The following is a 16,071-nucleotide window of genomic DNA, read 5'->3' on the forward strand; positions in this document are numbered from 1 at the left end:
TACCCGCTCGTCCGCGATGCCCTGCGGACAACCCCGCTGCGCAGCTGATCGCCGCCGCGCCCGGTCGCCGGTCGCTGATGAGCTGGCACCGGGCGACGACCGGGGTCGCACATTCTCGCCCTGCGGATGCTGCCCGGCGTGCATAGCATCAGGGTCACGCGCCAGCGAGGAGGCCCTGGGTTGCGACTGCCCGTGAAGGCGATCTGGTCCACTGTCGTACTCATCGTGCTTGCTGCACCGTTGCACGCCTGCACCAGCGATCCGAAACCGAAAACCGTCGACAAGACGGTGGCCGACACCCGCGTCAAAGTCACCTCGACCATCAAGGACGGGGACCTGTCCGTGGAGCCGGCACCGGCGGCGACCGCGCCGGCGTTCGCCCGGCCGTTGAGCTCCCCGGTGCGACTGAACCCCGGCAAAGGATCCCTGGTCGGGGACGCGACCGTCAGCTTCGTGGTCGACTCGGCGAAACTTCCGGCGGGTATGGACCCGGCGGACGGGTTCGTGTCGATCTACACCCGCGAGTCCGACGAGCAGCCGTGGCGGTGGGTCGGCGGGAAGTACGACCCGGCCGGCAAAACGATCAGTGTCACGACCCGGCACTTCTCTGACTGGATGTACGCGGTCACGGACTTCTCCGCAATCCTTGACGACGCCAAGGACCAGGAAGACGGCCAGCCGGAATCGCTGGGTTTCGCTATCGCACGCAGTGTCGCCGGCGATTCGCCTAACCTGTCGTGTCCGAAGTCCGACAGCGTCCCGGCAGGTTTCGCGTTCCGTGGGCCGCTGGCAGAAAACCTGAAGATCTGCGCGGTCGTGAACCGCAAGACGAAGAAGTCAACGGTCCACATCGTCAACCACAGCGCGATCCCGTTCACGCTGACGATCCCGGAAGGGATGAGCGTCGACTACACCGAGATGCTCGCCGAGGACGCTGCCCTGGATCTGATGACGGCGTTGCACCTGGCCGTCAACGAACGGTTCGCGGTCCTGGGCCCAGAAGGTGAGCTGACCCTGGAGGCCGACGCCGGTGGCCTGCCGACAGGCACACAGGTCCCGGTCAAGGTCGCGTTCGACTACGCAGCCGTTGACATCGGATTCGGGATGATCGACATCGTCGCGCACGAGAGCAGCAAGCTACTCAAGGGCGAGATCGGCAAGGTGTCGAAGAACAAAAAGGTCCAGGCCGCGTTGAAGAACAAAGGCATCCTCGATTGCCTGGTCACCGCCGGTGAGAAGTTGCAGGGCTGGCTGAAGAACAAAGACTCCCTCGATGAGTTCTCGGACCTGAGCGACACCGCGTTGGGGTGTGTCGGTGACGTCCTGTCCGTGACGTTCGACCTGCTGTCATCGGCCGGGAAACCGATCGCAGAACAGATCAGCGGTGATGACGACGTCGCCGAGAACGAGGAAGGCGGCCGGTGGGAACAGGTGAAGAACGCTGCCCAGCACGTCGTGGCGTTCTCGAAGAAAGCCGCCGCGTTCGGCAAGGACACCGCCGACCTGGTGCAGTACCTCAACGACACCGCCGACACCCTGCGCCAGTACCTCGACGTGGCGTTGGCGCTGACCGCGAAAGCCGCCGGTGCCGACGGGATCGGGGTGCTCCTGCGACCGAAGGTCAGCGTGAGCCAGCCGGTGGACGCCCTACCGTTCGATAAGGGTGCCGATAATCGCGACACTATCCCTGTCGACCGGGACTACGGGCTGACCTGCGCCGACGGTATCGATCCGGCGAACATGATTCTGTCGCCGGTCGATGTGGCCCCGAACGCGATCGCGACGGCGACGGCGACATACCGTCCGCAGACCGTGCGTAAACCAGCGGCCTGGCAGCTGCGGGTGCTGCTGATGCAGGTAAAGTCGGGCCACGGCGAGCAGGCGAAACAGCTCGTCTCTCAACTTCCCGCCGAATGCTCCGGGACGGCGTCGGAGGACGGGTCAGCACCGGTGTCGTACCAGGCGGTCAAACCGCCTCTACCGGACGCGACCGCAGCGCGCACGTACGCGTTCACCGACCCGGACTCGTCCCTGGCCGGCACGGGCCAAGGGTTCCAGATGATCGCCGTGTCCGGCAAGTGGCTGATCGACGTGACCATGTTCTACGACGGGGAGGAGACCCCGGCCCGAGACTTGTTCGAAAACGAGGCGTTCGCGCTCGGTCTGCGCCTGGACGACATGATCTCCTCGAACTTCACCGGCCTGAACTGACCACGTCCTTACCTGGCCGGGTGATCGTCGCGGAGGTGAACCGCGACGGCCACCCGGTCAGGGTGCCGCCGGGCTCCTACCGGGTTCGGGGAGTGCTCACGGCGCTGCGGTCGGCACTGTGTCGGGTATGTCGAGCTCGACCGCGTTCCCGCTACCGCAGACCACCGTCAGCCTGCTGGCCGCGCAGATGAAGTCGAAGGCGCCGCTGCCAGCACGACGAGGTTTCTCCGTATGTGGACGCTGTCGGCCCCGTTCGAGCGGGAGGCGGCCAGCCCCGGCCGCGTTTCCGCAGGTCTCCGGCCGCAGAAAGCAGGCTGCACCGCCACCAGCCGTTGTCGGTCCGGGATGCTCTCGGCCGCGAGTAGTCGACGCGTGATCGACTTAGCCGCCATCACGCAATATCCGCCAGAGCATACTTCTCACAACCGAGGCCACTCCTGCTCAGTCGCGATCTCGGCAGGGCCGTGCCGTCGGCAGTCATGACTCACGCTCCGGCGGATCACATCGCATCCGCATAGGCGACGGTGATCGTATCTTCCCTCGATGCGCGATCGATCCCGCACTCAGGGCACGTGGATCGATCTGTCGACACCATGCTGATGAGAAATCCGCGCTCCAGCGACCTCGCCTCCGAGTGCCACGCCATCAACGATGACGACAGAAGATCAGATGTCGTTCCCTCAATCGGAAACCGTTCCCTCACAAACACTCGATTCGCACCAAAAGGGCATCCATTTCGCTGGGATCTCGGAGAGAGAACGGCACTGCCAGCGCCTCGTCAGGAGGCATCATCGCCAGAATCGCCTGGCCACGGCTCAGCCCTGGGGAGTCAAACAGGGCAGGGTCAGCGGGCCTTGGCGAATCCGTGCCGCCCCGGAAGGTCCTCTCAGAATCCGCCGGTTCCCAGGCGCCCCAGTGGGCTGTCGGTGTCCCGGTGGTTGGCGTAGGCGCACAGTTCGCTCCAGAACGGCACTGTCCCTCCCGGCCAGGCCGCAGATCGAAGCGCCGCCGTCCGAGCGGTGTCATCCCCGAGGTCAGCGAACGACACCGCATAGAGGCCCACCCGTGTCTGGACGATGCTGAACACGGGCGAGTCGTCGACGGCCGCGACGTAAAGGTGGCCGCCGAGCGGGACCAGTAGCGGAACCCGTGCCAGCTCCCGCGCGGCGGATGCGATCCGCTCCACGATCGCATCCGGACGTGGACCCCAGTCGTTCCACCAGAAGTCGTTCTCCTCGACATCGAACAACACACCGCCTGCCGGGATCCCGATCAGGGTCCGGGTACGGTCCGCGTCGCGCAGGCGCCAATCCGGAACACGTGACGGCGCCTGATGGTGCCCCGGCTGCGGGAAGACCGGCCGGGGCACCGGGTGGACCAGGGCAAGCGCGTCACGCAGCAGCCGGGGAAAGACCAGCTCAAAGGTTTCCTCGGCGCGGCACAGTTCAGCCTCGGACAACCCCGGCTCACCGACCCGGTGGGGTCCGGTCGACAGCCACTGCGCGATCCTGCCCGCGATCTCCACATCCGGAGATTACGGCTACCGGAACCAGCGACCCACGCCTACTTCTCGAGGTCTACAGCGAGCGGGGCACCGCGCAGAGCATCTCGGACGTCGACAGTTGACTTTGCCCCTGGGTGAGGCGGCACCGTGACCGTATGGAAACGGATGGAGCCACGGTTACGGTGGACATGTTGCGATGGCCGGGTGGCCGGAACGTGCGGGACATGGGTGGTCGAGCACTACGTGGCGGGGGCCATACATCGTTCGGCAGAGTGTTCCGCTCCGCAGCTCCGGAGTACCTGACCGACGGCGGGTGGGCGGCGGCGAAGGCGGGTGGGCGGCGGCGAAGGCGGCGGGCGTTCGAACGGTGGTCGATCTGCGTAACGCCCCGGCCGAAACGCAACGCACCGCCGATCACCCGGCCATCCGGCCCGAGTCCGTGGACGGGGTGGTCTTTGTGCCGGCACCGACCGAGGATCCGGACGACGGCGAGTTTCTCCGGGTCTGCGGGCCGCGGCTGGACCATCCGTGCTCCTGGGCCGACAACGTACGGCTTGCCCCCGATCGCATCACGGCCGCCTTGAGGGCGATCGCCCGAGCTGACGGGGCGGTGTTGGTGCACTGCGCGGGAGGCCGGGACCGTACCGGGATGATCTCCGCGATGTTGTTACACATCGCCAGCGCAACGGACGAGGCCATCATCGAGGATTACACGGCGGGGTGGCGCGGGGCGGGGGCGTATGCAGGGCACGGCTGGGTGTACGACCCGAACCGCGAGAGCTGGCAGAGGCACCGACACGGGCCGACAAATCCTCACGAGCTGGACCGGCAGGTAGCCGACCGGGTGCCCGCCCTGCGGGAGTGGATAGCGACGTTCGACAGCGCCGATCTCGTGAAGCCGGACGACGCCCGCAGCCTCAGATCTCTGCTTCGTCCGGTCGCAACATAGGCAAGAGTCAGGCTCAGCGGACGTCATAGCTGGCGAACTCGCCAGTTGAAAATGGGAGCCAGAATAGGTTGAAGTCGCCAGGAAGGCGATCTAGCCAGGGTGCGCGCCTCCGGAACAGACCAGTCGGCCGAGCCGGACGAACTGATGAACCTGATTCGAGTCCTGGAGGCGCGGCCAACCGAAAATCTAGTCGTCCTCTGCCTGCCGCCTCCGGTGCTTGTCATCCTGGCCGCGTGAATCTCAGCGGCTTCCGAACCTGGTCCACGCCTCGGCTGGGTCAGTCACCGTGGCGCTCTCCGACGCAGCGGGCAACGGACTACTTCCGGCGTAGCCGACGATGCCCGTGAACAGGTTGTGCCATACCGAGGCACGCCAGCCGGTGGGGGTCGGCCAGGCAAGCAGCAGTCGTCTTCCGTTCCACCAACCGTGAACCTCGCCGTTGAAGTGGGCGATGACGTGGGTGTCCGGAAACTCTCGGAGCCGATCGAGCACGAGGAGCACGGCTCGCTTCGGATTCCTTCTTACCTGGACGACCACCGTGCCGTCGGTGGTGAGGCCTGTCGAGTCACTGATGTCGTCGAGTTGGTCGAGAGCATCGTCGATTTCGCGGCGAGCCAACAGCCACTCAAGGTCGGATCGGATGTTCACCGCCGTGAACCTGGGGCCGAGCGTGTGGCCGCTGAGCTGGTAGGCGTACTTCTCGATGGTTTCGAGGTTCACGTCGAGGGCCCAGTCCCTCCAGTCACGGAAGGCGGCCAGGAAACCCTTGAAGCCAGCAGCCAGGTCCGGATCATCCGGCTGGGACAGCGTCCCGTGCCGAATGGCGAGCAGCCCGATGACAGCCAGGGCGCCGTGCTCAACGGCGAGGGACTCGTCCTCTGCGGCAGCCCACAGGTTTTCCAGGCCGTCATGTACCAACCAGGCCCATTCTTGGGGGTATGGCCAGAGGCCACCCCCAACGGCAATCAAGAGGCTCCGGTACGACGCCAACTGTGCCCCGAGCGGCCATTCGGCTGCTTCCTCGACGAGGCGTCGGAACCACGCCCGTCCTCTCATCCGCTGGTTCTCGGTCTGGGCTTGAAACGCGGCTGCCGCGCTCAGGGGAGGAGTCACGCTCTTCGAAGCCGGCTGTTCCCGGTCTTTGCGATCGGGCTCGCCTTCATCGCCTTTGAGTTCGCCGCCGTCGGGACCTCCGGCTGAGGCCTCGTTGCGATCGCGTCCCAGGGCCAGGTTCAGCAGCCCGGACCCGACCGCGCGGCGGATGTCCTCTTCCACCCGCGCTCGGCGCCGCCGACGACTAAGCGATGTCTTCTCCTCGTCGGGGCGGGGAGGGACGATCTCGGCAAGTCTGCGCAGCGCGTCGAGCAGGGCTTGCATCTGTTCCTCGCTACCCAGCAGTTCGGGTAGCGATTGCTGCTCCAACGGCGATGGATGTCGAACCCGGGCCAACGCGCTGTGTACGTCAGTGACGAGCGCGGCACCAAGAGCAACGCCGCTGTCGTCTCGGACCGTAACGGACCGGGGCAGAGAGCCGGGGCTGCGGTCAAGGCGGTAGATGTGGATGGCGTCGTCGTTCGCGGCGTGGATTGCGGTGTGCGTCTCGCCGGCGACGTCGATGAGCAAGTGATCGGGTGCCGCACCGGCGGTCACCAGGATGGTGATCTCGATCCGATCGGGGTCGGTGAGGATCTGGGCGGTCAGCACCCGGATGGCGGGGGTCGGCTCGGTTTCCCGGTCCGAATCCCGGAGTAACAGATCGTCGAGATCTTTCTCCTCTGCGTCGACCAGGTCGACAACCGACTCGGCGATCTCCTGCAGGAGCGCCAGCTCACAGTTGCCGCGGTCGTCATCCATCGACCGCAGCAACGCGGCACGGGTGCAGTTCGCGCTGCCGGTGACCAGGACACCGGCAGGTCCGGACCACCATTCGAGCGCCTTGCCGTGGTGGTAACGCGACGTCCTCGGCTGGGCGATCCGAACGGTGCCGACACGGTCCAGCGCCCGCTCGAAGCGGCCGGAATCGAGTTGGGCGTCACGGGTAAGAAGGATGTCGAGACTGTCAGGCCGCAGCCGGGTGATCAGAGTTGTCAAAGTATCTGCAGGTGGGTCGAAGAACGGTGATGCGACGACCAACCGGTCGACGGGATGATCCGGCAGTGGCAGCTGGTCCATAATCGGCACCTGGTCATTGGTGATCAGCCACGGTTCGTTGGGTTCCGGCCGGCTCGGGCGGGTGGTCAGCAGATCCGCGACGCGGTGCAGCCGTTGAGCACCGAGCGGCTCCATCCACAACCGGTCAGGGAGCCGACGGAGCCATGCGGCGAGGTCTTCCACCAGCGTCGGGATGGTGGGACCGTCGATGCGTAGATGCGTCCACAGCTCGGCGTTGTGATGCCAGCCTGCCGAGGTGGCGTTGCCGGAGCCGATCGAGATCAGAGCATCGTCGGCGGATGCTGCGACCAGCAACTTGGGATGGAACGCGCCGCCGGATCGGCACTGGACTGGTACGGGCACGTAGTCGGTGAGTGGTCCGCCACCGGCGGCGAACCCCGGCTCGACGTGCCCCGCGTCGTAGACGATCGTGACGCGGGCGCCACGTGCCCGGGCCTGCCGTACACACACGTCCTCGAAGAACGGAAGGTCGCTGGTGTACGTCAGGACCAGGATCTCCTCGGGGTCCGCAATCGGCAGCTTCTGCAGGATCCGCGGCGGCGGTGCCCCGGTCAGGTCATCAGTCATGAACCTGGGCTCCACTCGATTCCGTACGGACCCTGCTTCCATGTCATGCCGTCGTCCGAGACGTCGAGTACGCCGAGCTGGAGCAGGACGCTGGCGAAGGTGTCCAGCCGCAGGGACGCCGGCGCGTCTCCCTCGCGTCCTTCCAGCCGCAGCCGATCACCGACGACACGCAGCCGGGTCGGCATTCGCAACCCCGTACGGGTCCACTGCATCTTGTCCCGACTGACCTTCTCTGCCCGGTTGAACATCGCAATCGCCAGCGATCGAGCGGCATATGGCAGGGGAATATCAGCATGGTCGTCGATCCAGCCGCGGAACCACACCGGCCCCATTCCGGTCTGGTCGTACCGCAGGAACGCTTCCCGGCTCAGGCCGTCAACTTCGTCGGCACGGCACGCGCCGACAGCGAGCAACCGCAACAGTTGCAGCACAGACCAGCCGCCGGATTGGCCGACTTCGTCGTTCAGGTCGTGTTCTACCGGCTGCAAACCGCCATTGTCGTCCACGGTCGGAGGAAGATCATCCCGCAACGCCTGCCGCACCCGAACGGAGGGAAGACCCGCCACGAAGACCGCGACCGCATCCTCGCGGGTCCCCGTGTCGCTCAACGGCGCGACGAGGTTCGCCCACAGCAGTCGCCAGGCCCAGACCGACCAGTTGCGTAACAAGGCCCCACGCCAGCGCATGGCATGATCCAGGTCCGCTCCGCCCAGGATCTGCGGCAGGTCGGAAGTGAAGCAGCACAACCGGTCCATCATGAGGTCGATGTTGTCGTCAACCGGCTGACCATGAACGGCTCTGGTGAGGATAGCCGCGCTTGCTCGATGGGCAGCGGCCAGATCCGGGTCGGGTACATCGGTGCCGAAGTAGGCCCGCCTCAAGCTGGCACCATCCGTCTTCGCGCTGACCTGACACAGGCAGACCCCGACGGCGCCGTCCAGGTCCGCGATACTCAGCACGTCACCGCCCAGCGCGAGTTCAATGGCTTGGTCCAGCGCCCCCAGAGCTTCAGGCTCGGCGGCAGGGCCCGGTGCCGGGAGAACCTCCGGAGTGATCAATCCCAACGCGGTTTCGATACCGCCGTAAGTCCCGTAGAAACCGTTGGCAACGACGCTGTAAGCGCGGGACAGTTCGTCAAGATCGATCGATTCGGAGCCGTCCAACGCCTGGGCGATCGTGTTCACTCCGTGCGGTCTCCGCTTGCCAGTACGCCGTTGATGGACTTCCCTGTCCACGGCGTCATGGCGTAAGGAAACCGCAGCCAGGATGACCTCACAACGTCGCAGGAGTTGCCGAAAGGCGGGAAGATCGTCGCTCGACCACCCACGCCGGCTCGCCTCGACGGCCATGCGCGCGTGCAGGGAGAGATAGCGAGCGTGCGGTGTAGTCGTGATCACCGCTGGCACGAGCTCGGACGCGTGCGCGGCCGTCACCGCCTCCACCGCGAGCGGCTGTCGACCAGTGTCCTCCGGGCTGTCAGCCTTCGCCGACCAAGCCGCCCCAGCCACCAACATGGCGACCATCCTTCCCTACGGCAGTGCGGCGATGACAGCGCGCAATCCCGACATCGGCCTGCCCGGTCATCCTGGTCGCCCGATCGATGACCCCAGCGTCCGGGCACATCACCTCGGCAAAGATCGGCAACCGCCATCGCTCGGGTCCTGATCCGCCCTCCGGTGACATCTCCGGCTACCGGATCGGATTCGAAGACTGTGGCTACCTTGCTGTCCAGATGACGGCAGCCGGGATCGCGATGTAACCACCGGAGCTCATTGACAGCACCCACGGCCGCCGGACGGTCCGCCGGGTGCCCGACCTCCGAACCACCCGGCGGCCGCGATGACCGCGGCACCGGCCCGACGCTCCGGCGTCTCCGATCCAGTTGACACCAGCGCCTGGTGGTGGGCGACGTGGCGCGATCTCATGCCACGGCGCTCGATCCGCACCGACCGGCGGCGCGACCATGCCTACAGCTCCGCTGATATCTCCGAGATCAGACCGGGCGATGATTCACTCCCGTACGCCATCTATCTCGCCGACTGGGCAGGGTGCTACCGCCTGCTCGCCTTCGACCTCGATGCCAAGCTCGGCGACGTCAGCGATGCTTGCCGCCGCCTGCGGGCCCTGCTCGACGCCGCTGGCGTGGCCTACATCGTGGCGGCGAGCGGCCCGGGCGGCGGGCGGCACATCTGGTCAGCATGGCCTGACGGGCTGACCGCCGAACAGGTCCGCCGCCTCGGTTCCACTCTCGCGACAGTGATTCCCACGCTCGACCCGGGGTGCCTGAGCAACCCCAAGACCGGATGCGTACGGCCCATCGGTGCACCTCATCGACGCGGAGGAATATCCGAACTCCTGCCGGAATGGTCGATTGCCGACGCCATCGCGGTCCTACGCCGCGGCAACCCCTCAGGACGGCTCAGCGCGCTGATGGACACGCTGCCCACAGGCACGTCCACGGGCCATCCCGCAGTTCATGACGATCGGCACGGGGCAGTGGCCGACGAACGTCGGCAACGGCTCGTCGTCGTAGAGAACGGGCATCCGAGACTCGCCGGAACACGCCAGGAACTGAGCCCGAAGACGCGCGAGCTGCTGTATTCACCCATCCCGGCCGGTGCAGACGCCAGCCCGATCGCCTGGCGGTGCCTCACACGCCTGGTCATCGCCCGCTACAGCGCTGACGACGTCGCACAACTCCTCCGCGATCCCGCTATCCACGGCGTGGACCATCTCCGGTCACGTGGCACCGGCCGAGGCCTCCGGGTACCCCGCTCGCCGTAACGGTGACCGCGATGCTGACCCGCCAATGGGCCAAGGCCGTTGACGCCGTCGTCGGCATGTTGCGAGGCGTTTCCGGTGAACCGGACGAGGTCCTCATCGAGTTGGTCGCCAGTGTGCAGGCGATTGCCGGCTCCGTGGCGCCGAGCCGTTGGGCCGGCCAGTCGAAACCAGCCGACCGGCTGGTGCTCGATGCCGTGTGCCTGCTCGTACTGGATCACAATCGAGCTCAGGTGGGCGCGAGTGTGCGCCGGGTCGCCGAGCTGGCGGGCCTTGGAGCGGCGACCGTCTCCCGAGCGCTGAGCCGTCTGTCGCAGCCCGACGACTTCGGGTGCACCTGGCTGGCCTGCGTCGCAGCGGCATCCGGAACCGATGCGGCGATCTGGCAGCTGACCAACCCGTCGAACGACGGCTTCGCTTCGATGAAAATGCATGTGTCGTGCGCAGGTGGAACACAAGGGACCCCCCAGGGTCCTTCCGGGCGCACTCCGCACGATCCTGGAGCACAACCGATCTGATGTCTGGACCTCACGAGGAGCAGGCCTTGGTCATCACGCGGCCCGAACCCATGGGGTCATGCTGCAGGGAGCCGCCAGCATCGAGGATCTGAGCTGCCGGACCGGGTACACGAGCAGGACCGTCGGGCGCATCTGAGTCGGCTCCGGAAAGCCGGTCTTGCCGAGGTCATCGGCAACAGCGTTTACACCACGGATCGTTCGCTGGCGGACGCCGCCGCAGACCTCAACCTCGACGGCGTCGGCCTGGCACGTCGGCTCCGCCATCGGCTCGAACGGGAGGCCTACGCCTGGTGGACCGACGAACTGCAGTGGCGGAGGGAAAGGGGTAAACCGCGCTTCCCTGGGCTACACCGAACGCCCGGCACCACTTCGGCCGAAACGGGAGCGTACGAGATACGGCGCCATCGCTATGGGCGGTTCCCGATGACTGCGCCTGGACGCAGCGACTTCGCCGCCGCGCTACGCACCGTCCGTGATCATGCCCGCAGCCAGGAATCCGAACGGGATTCTCTGGGTGGTGACGCGAGCCGGGTGCTGATCAGGCAGCGTGGTCGCGCGGCAACGCCTCTGCCGGCAGCACCAGCACCTTCCCATCAGCCTGCTGAACAAGGCCGATCTCGACGTCCGGAAGGTCCGAGGCGGCCACCGATTCCTCGTCAGCCAGTTGCTTCAGCCGGCCGGGCCAGGCGAGCAGAGTGTTGACCTCGCCCTGCGTCAACAGGCGATCGGTGAAACTCCTGGTTGGTGCACGGAGCTGAAGCGTCGCCATGTCGACCAGGAGCGTACGCAGGTCGCCCTGGAGTTCGTCCACCTCTCGCTGCTCGTCCTGGAGCACCTCGGTGAAACGGCGGAAGTCGAGCTCCGGCGCTCTCTGCGCATGGTCCACGGCCTGAAGGACCGCAACGCGCCGCTTCGTGGCGATGGCCAGCATGGCAAGCCGGAGTTCGGTACGGAAAGCACCGTTGGGCTGATCGATACCGGGGAAAGCCTCGAGAAGATCGGCGACCTCCACGCCCTCGGACGGGAACCCCTCGAGCCTGGCTCGCCACGCCTTCGCCCGCCGGATGGTTGCTTCGATGGCGGTGTCGATGGTGTGCACCGCGGAGTCCAGGCCCAGCGAATGCCCGACCTCGCCCCGGTCGAGCAGCAGCGCAGCCGCTCGTTCGACGGCCCTGGTCGCGCCGTTGAGGCGGTCGCGTTCCTCGTCGAGGTTCTGGGCGGTCAACTCCTCGAGGAGTTCGGTGACCCGTTCCATGGCCTTACGTCGCTGCTCTTCAGCGTGCAGGCTCGCGGCCGTGGCCACGGCGAGCAGGATGAAGGACGATGCGACGGTGACCACGGCGGCGCCGGTCACCGCCTTCGCACCGTTCTTGATGACCGTGGTGGCGCCGGCAGACGAGGTTTCGGTCACCACCGGGACGAAGGTCGCGTTCTTCACGATCCCTGCCTTGCCGAGGATGCCACCGTAGATCCCGCCGGCGACCTCCTTGGACGGCATGAACCGGACCATCCCTTTGCCGAGTTGCGCCGCGAGTCGCCTCGGCACCACCATCCGATACAGCGTCTCCGACGACTTCGCGGTTCCTGCGGGCAGTTTCAGCAGGTTGCGGAGTTCCAGCGCGAGAGGCGACGCCGCATCGAGAAGCTTTCCACTGGAGAAGTGCGTGTGCGACGGAAGCGCATATGCCTCCACGGTGACGAGCGGCGTGTCGAGGAACGCGGCGAGCGCCTGCCGCAACCCGGCCAGTCGCTCCGAGGTCATCCCGTCCGGGGCAACCGGAAGCGCAACCGCCTGCGAGACCTTCTCGGAAGTCGTGGCCAGGGTCCAGACCGGCACCTGCAACTGCTCTGTCACGTTCTCCGCCATTCGTAGTCGTGGCTCCGGCCGAGCCTACTGATATCGACAACGCGAGAGAACCGTCGTCCTGGGCAACATCAAGAGAGGTTCGTACCGGTGTGGGCTGCCGGAGTCGATCCGGCAGCCCACCATCATCGGGTGGCCGTGGCGGCCGGTGGTTTCGGTTCCTGCCGGTCACGGAGAAAGTTCGTGGCATCGACGGTGGCGCTCGTGATGGCGCACAGCGTCGCCGTCAGCGCCAGCCAGAACGCCGCCGTACTTTTCCAGTCCTCGGCGATCTTCACCGTGACCACCTCGACGCCGTCGCCTCCGGTCGGCAATCTGCCGGTACGGGCGCCGGGCGTGTTCGGGTCAGGCTGACGGCGCCAGCCGAAGCGGGAAAAGAACTTCGCCCACACGTGTTCCGACCGGCTGCATCCGAAGATCAGACCGTTGACGGGGCGGCTGCACTGCCCGCCCTTCTGCGTAGTCACGCCGCAAGTCGTCGGCGCCTTCACCGCCAGCACCCAGGCGGGGATGGCCACAGCGATCGAGGCCGACCAGGCGAGGCTCATAAAGTCGAACGTCACCAGGTAGTAAACGACCCCCACCAGTGCAAATGCCTCGATGCCGAGCATCACGAAGGCGTAGTCGCGTTTCTGCATGACGAGACCTCCTGGGTGTCGAGAAGCGTGATGACGTCGACCAGCTCGGCCCGGAGCCGCGCCAGTTCGGTGACGGTGATGCCGAGTTCGTAGGTGTGGTGGTGACCGGCTCGGGACAGGGCCCACCACAGGTAGCTGGCCCGCCGCCCGATCTCGTCGCCGGCGTAGTGGCCGAGAAGGAGCAGTTTGTGCCGCTGGATGCGGGCCTGCCCGATCTCCGGGCGCGCCCGCTGCCAGTAGCGGTCCATGGCGGCTTCGAGTTCGTAGCGCAGCAGCCAGGCGCAGGCCCGCGGCCAGCAGCCCCGGGCGCCGCGGATGACGGTGGTGAGCAGCCGGTCGGCGGTCTCCAGGCAGCCGCTCATGACAGTCTCGCCACCAGCGCCTGAGTGGCGACGACCATGTCGTTGCTGTCCATGTCGCAGTGCCCGTGCACCGCCTTCGCCACGGCTTTCACCGTGTCGACGGCCCGGGGCACCCGGCTGCGGTTCAGCTGGGCGTAGAGGTCCTCGCGGCGGTTCGGGTCGCCGAACAGTCCGAGGGTCAGCTTCGCCTGAACGGTGTGCGCGGCGTCCAGGGCAGCGTCGATCTCCCGCAGGGGCGTGCCCGCCGCGTACTGCGCGGCTCGGTAGCGGTCCATCGCCGTCGTTTCGAGTGCGGACCGGCAGAACCCGGCGACCATCAGCCGCATCGCCTGTTCCGGGATGTCGGGGTCGCGAGCGACCGCCCGCGCGTCCTCCAGGTAGCGCTTGGCCGGCCACAGGTTCTTGCGCACCTCGACCATCGAGCCTTCCCGCCGGGTCACTTCGCGGACGTCGGCGTCGATGCCGAGCCGGCGGATAGCTTCGGGCAGCCGGTCGTCGTGAGTGAACACCACGACCTGCCGGGTACGCGCCACCTCTCGCAAAACTTCGGCGAACCCGCCGACCTTGCTCGGATCCATGCTTTGCACCGGGTCGTCGATCACCACGAACCGGTACGGGCTCGCGTCCGCACACGCCCGAGGAAGGAACAGCGCCAGCCCGAACGCGTGCAGCTCGCCCTGGCTCATCACGGCGAGCGCCGGGGTGTCCGTGCCGTCGACGGCCACCGAGATGTCGACCCGCCGCCGGGTGTTGGTGCCACCGAGTTTGATCTCGCCCATCGCGACGTTGCTCTCCTGCCGCAGCAGGTCCCAGATGTGCTGGGAATGCTGGGCAGCCGCCTGGAAACGGTCGTCCCGCATCCGGTCGGCGACCGCGGTCAGGGCGTTGCGGGCCTTGGTCAGCAGCGCTAGTTCGTCGGCTTCGGCCCGGACGACCCGGGCGTCCTCCACCCACCGGCGGATCGCGGCACCGGGTTCCTGCCACGCGTCGTGCCGACCGGTCAGCCACTCGGCCGCAGCCGTACTCAGCCGCTGGTGGGCTACCGAGACGGCCTCCCAGGAGACCTGGTCGACCCCCAGTACCTCCAGAGCCTGGTCGGTTGCGGAGCACTGATCAGGCAGTACGGAGGCGAGAGCCGCCACGACCGGGTCCAGCATCCGGCGTACGTCATTGATCTCGCCCTGCGCCTGCCGCAGCAGCTCACCCGATCGCTCGGTCGCGGCACGCACCGTCGCGGTGGCCGAGCGCAGCCGGCTGACCTCCTGCTCAGCGCCTTCCCGCCACGCGCTGTCGAGGACACCGACCTGGCACACCGGGCACGACCGATCGCCCTGATCCCGGTGCATCTCCAAGGCACCCCAGAGCAGGTCCGCCACTCGATGCCCGACGGCCGTCTCGGTCCGGGCGAGCTGCTGCACCGTCTCCTGCGCTTTGGCCAACTCACGCAGGGTGTGTCCGGCTTCCGGCAGCGCCAGCTCGGCGAGCCGCCGCGCGGCTGACGCCGCACCGGCGTCAGCGCCACCGGTTTCTCCGGCAGCCAGGTCGGCGAGCGCCGCCAGGTTCGCCCGCGCAGCCTGTTTCCCCAGCAGCCGTACGGCTTCAGCAGCTCGCGGGTCGTCCATACCATCGAGCCGGGTACGCAGATCGTTGAACGCACCCCGCAGCGCGACCACCCGATCGTCACGCTCCTTACGCAACGTCTGGAGCCGCGCGCTGGCGGTGGAGAGCGGCGCCAGCCCGAGGATCGGCGCAATCGAGTCGTACAGCTCGGTGGGTTTGGCGCCGATCACCCGCTCCAGGTCCCGGGCGGAGAGGTACGGACGGAACCGATCTGACGGACCCAGCCACTCGGGCCGGTCCTCCGGCTGCATGGTGGCGCCGTTGCGGGTCACGCTCGTCGTCGAGGCGGCCAGGTCTGTCTCGCCGACGCCCCAGACTCGGCGGATCACGACCGGTTGCCCGCTCGACGCGGACCGCAGCTTCACCGCGATCGAGCGCTCGCCGGTGTAGTGCACGTTTCGCCATCCCTCACGGAAGACGGCCGGGCGCTGCGACCAGCGCGGCGAGTCCTCGGTGAGGCCGTACTCGATCGATTCGGCGAGGCTGGACTTCGCGGAGCCGTTACGGCCGGCGATGACGGTCAGACCCGGTTGGGGCGTGAGTCGGAGTGCGGTGTGCGGGCCGATTCCCCGGAAACCGGTGGCTTCCACCGACTCCAGGAAGACCTCCGGCGCGTCATCGGTCTCGGCCGAGCCGCCGGGCGCATCGGGCAGCGCCTCGCCGCGCATGACGGCCGCAAGCGTTTCCTCGCCTTGGAAGGCTGCGAGGACCAGATCGGTCTCCGGGCCGGTGGCGCCGTGAGCGCTCAGCCGGTCGGTGAGTTCGTGGTAGAGCGTGATTGCCTCGTCCATGAGGACCCCCTGTTTACTGCCGGTTTGATGCTCTGTTCGCGGCAGAGCGGTGTTGCGGTCAGTGGTGCGGGCGGAGCTGTGGAACGCGGTGGAT

11 protein-coding genes and 1 pseudogene are annotated in these 16,071 nt (G+C 67.1%); 5 read left to right on the forward strand and 7 right to left on the reverse strand.

Features of this window, described 5'->3' with window-relative positions:
- The first annotated feature begins 126 nt into the window (after window positions 1-126).
- Window positions 127-2,211, forward strand: a complete 2,085-nt coding sequence (locus WH85_RS35340; RefSeq protein ID WP_157411411.1) for a hypothetical protein — start codon at window positions 127-129, stop codon at window positions 2,209-2,211.
- An 886-nt stretch (window positions 2,212-3,097) separates the two neighbouring features.
- On the opposite strand, the gene WH85_RS35345 is transcribed toward WH85_RS35340, so the two are convergent.
- The gene (locus WH85_RS35345; protein WP_052721025.1) at window positions 3,098-3,736 is read right to left on the reverse strand and encodes a hypothetical protein; all 639 of its coding nucleotides are present in this window, start codon (window positions 3,734-3,736) and stop codon (window positions 3,098-3,100) included.
- A gap of 167 nt (window positions 3,737-3,903) precedes the next feature.
- Here WH85_RS35345 and WH85_RS54220 point away from each other — a divergent pair.
- A pseudogene (locus tag WH85_RS54220) lies at window positions 3,904-4,011 on the forward strand (tyrosine-protein phosphatase); the annotation flags it as partial.
- Window positions 4,012-4,028: 17 nt separating this feature from the next.
- Window positions 4,029-4,664, forward strand: coding sequence for a tyrosine-protein phosphatase (locus WH85_RS53365; protein ID WP_052721026.1), 636 nt, complete (start codon window positions 4,029-4,031; stop codon window positions 4,662-4,664).
- A 240-nt stretch (window positions 4,665-4,904) separates the two neighbouring features.
- On the opposite strand, the gene WH85_RS35355 is transcribed toward WH85_RS53365, so the two are convergent.
- Window positions 4,905-7,403 carry a phospholipase D-like domain-containing protein gene (locus tag WH85_RS35355; protein WP_157411414.1) on the reverse strand — a complete coding sequence of 833 codons (2,499 nt, stop codon included), beginning with the start codon at window positions 7,401-7,403 and terminating at the stop codon, window positions 4,905-4,907.
- Window positions 7,400-8,917 carry a hypothetical protein gene (locus tag WH85_RS35360; RefSeq protein WP_157411415.1) on the reverse strand — a complete coding sequence of 506 codons (1,518 nt, stop codon included), beginning with the start codon at window positions 8,915-8,917 and terminating at the stop codon, window positions 7,400-7,402. The genes WH85_RS35355 and WH85_RS35360 overlap by 4 nt, the downstream gene beginning before the upstream one ends.
- 325 nt (window positions 8,918-9,242) lie before the next feature.
- On the opposite strand from WH85_RS35360, the gene WH85_RS50990 reads away from it, so the two are divergent.
- The gene (locus WH85_RS50990; protein ID WP_157411416.1) at window positions 9,243-10,187 is read left to right on the forward strand and encodes a bifunctional DNA primase/polymerase; all 945 of its coding nucleotides are present in this window, start codon (window positions 9,243-9,245) and stop codon (window positions 10,185-10,187) included.
- An 11-nt stretch (window positions 10,188-10,198) separates the two neighbouring features.
- Entirely contained in the window at window positions 10,199-10,702 is a 504-nt protein-coding gene (locus WH85_RS35370) for a hypothetical protein (RefSeq protein WP_157411417.1), read from the forward strand.
- A 538-nt stretch (window positions 10,703-11,240) separates the two neighbouring features.
- Here WH85_RS35370 and WH85_RS35380 read toward each other — a convergent pair.
- From WH85_RS35380 to WH85_RS35395, 4 genes are all read right to left on the reverse strand, one after another.
- Window positions 11,241-12,569, reverse strand: coding sequence for a hypothetical protein (locus WH85_RS35380; RefSeq protein WP_045746468.1), 1,329 nt, complete (start codon window positions 12,567-12,569; stop codon window positions 11,241-11,243).
- Window positions 12,570-12,691: 122 nt separating this feature from the next.
- A complete protein-coding gene (locus WH85_RS35385) occupies window positions 12,692-13,204 on the reverse strand; it encodes a hypothetical protein (protein ID WP_045746469.1) in 513 nt (170 codons plus the stop codon).
- Entirely contained in the window at window positions 13,177-13,566 is a 390-nt protein-coding gene (locus WH85_RS35390; protein ID WP_045746470.1) for a hypothetical protein, read from the reverse strand. Before WH85_RS35390 ends, WH85_RS35385 begins: the two co-directional genes overlap by 28 nt.
- Complete coding sequence (locus WH85_RS35395; RefSeq protein ID WP_045746471.1) at window positions 13,563-15,977, reverse strand: AAA family ATPase; 2,415 nt, start codon at window positions 15,975-15,977, stop codon at window positions 13,563-13,565. Before WH85_RS35395 ends, WH85_RS35390 begins: the two co-directional genes overlap by 4 nt.
- Window positions 15,978-16,071 lie beyond the last annotated feature (94 nt).

The sequence above is a fragment of the Actinoplanes rectilineatus genome (assembly GCF_000962825.1).
Lineage (GTDB): Bacteria > Actinomycetota > Actinomycetes > Mycobacteriales > Micromonosporaceae > Actinoplanes > Actinoplanes rectilineatus.

What these genes read in the sequence shown, in the direction of transcription:
- WH85_RS35380 (WP_045746468.1), bottom strand. Translation starts at nt 12,569, where the DNA reads ATGGCGGAGAACGTGACAGAGCAGTTGCAGGTGCCGGTCTGGACCCTG.
- WH85_RS35390 (WP_045746470.1), bottom strand. Translation starts at nt 13,566, where the DNA reads ATGAGCGGCTGCCTGGAGACCGCCGACCGGCTGCTCACCACCGTCATC.
- WH85_RS35370 (WP_157411417.1), top strand. Translation starts at nt 10,199, where the DNA reads ATGCTGACCCGCCAATGGGCCAAGGCCGTTGACGCCGTCGTCGGCATG.
- WH85_RS50990 (WP_157411416.1), top strand. Translation starts at nt 9,243, where the DNA reads ATGACCGCGGCACCGGCCCGACGCTCCGGCGTCTCCGATCCAGTTGAC.
- WH85_RS35385 (WP_045746469.1), bottom strand. Translation starts at nt 13,204, where the DNA reads ATGCAGAAACGCGACTACGCCTTCGTGATGCTCGGCATCGAGGCATTT.
- WH85_RS35340 (WP_157411411.1), top strand. Translation starts at nt 127, where the DNA reads ATGCTGCCCGGCGTGCATAGCATCAGGGTCACGCGCCAGCGAGGAGGC.
- WH85_RS35395 (WP_045746471.1), bottom strand. Translation starts at nt 15,977, where the DNA reads ATGGACGAGGCAATCACGCTCTACCACGAACTCACCGACCGGCTGAGC.
- WH85_RS35360 (WP_157411415.1), bottom strand. Translation starts at nt 8,917, where the DNA reads ATGTTGGTGGCTGGGGCGGCTTGGTCGGCGAAGGCTGACAGCCCGGAG.
- WH85_RS35355 (WP_157411414.1), bottom strand. Translation starts at nt 7,403, where the DNA reads ATGACTGATGACCTGACCGGGGCACCGCCGCCGCGGATCCTGCAGAAG.